The organism is Shewanella sp. SR43-4 (assembly GCF_014163845.1).
GTDB lineage: Bacteria > Pseudomonadota > Gammaproteobacteria > Enterobacterales > Shewanellaceae > Shewanella > Shewanella vesiculosa.
Map to the genome: position 1 here is coordinate 1 of NZ_JACJEB010000049.1, position 719 is coordinate 719.

Consider the following 719-nt stretch of genomic DNA (forward strand, 5'->3'; position numbering starts at 1 on the left):
TACAGCAAACACATATAGAGGCTCTCTTAGTGCGATCTTATCGCTGCCTGACTCTTTTCACTCCTTTGAAATTTCAGGGGCACTAGACATTTATCGGTTAACCCTAAGATGGCACTATTCAAGTCAGAGGTGCTTTTTGCACAGTTAGTTTCAGGCTCATTTAGGGTGTAAACGACTTTGTTGATTGTATTTATTAATGCGCGCCAATAAGGTGTCTAATCAAGGCAATGTAGCTTAAATAGCATTTGGCATAGTGATGATGGTGAGAAGTCATTGCTTCATTAGCCACATCATTCACGGTCATGCTCACTTCTCTTTTTAAGAGTATCTAGTTAGACGTTCAGCTCACCTTATTGCGCGACTTATCCTTTTAAGAATCGTTGTTCATCAAACACCGTTTTGTTCTTCAACATGAAATAGACGCAGCGGCCAAGCTTATGAGCGAGTGCAGACAACGCTTTAGCCTTACTCATTCTTTTCTGTAATCGATTAAGGTAGTTACGGGCTTTGTCATTGCCTCGCAGGTACAGCACAGCTGCTTCTGAGAATGCCCATTTCAAATGAGCGTTACCGATTTTATTACCATTAGTACCGTAGGTTTTACCCGCCGATTCAGCTTTGCATTTGACCAATCTAGAGTAAGAAGCGAACTTTTGCACTGACTCAAATCGGCAGATATCACCGATTTCATACAAAATTGTCAGTGACAGAATCTTGCC

General features: G+C 41.4%; 1 protein-coding gene. It reads right to left on the reverse strand.

Translation table 11 applies throughout. From position 1 onward, the window contains the following. Nucleotides 1-362: 362 nt before the first annotated feature. A partial coding sequence (locus tag H5123_RS20340; protein ID WP_182699095.1) for a transposase occupies nucleotides 363-719 on the reverse strand: 357 nt, incomplete at its 5' end.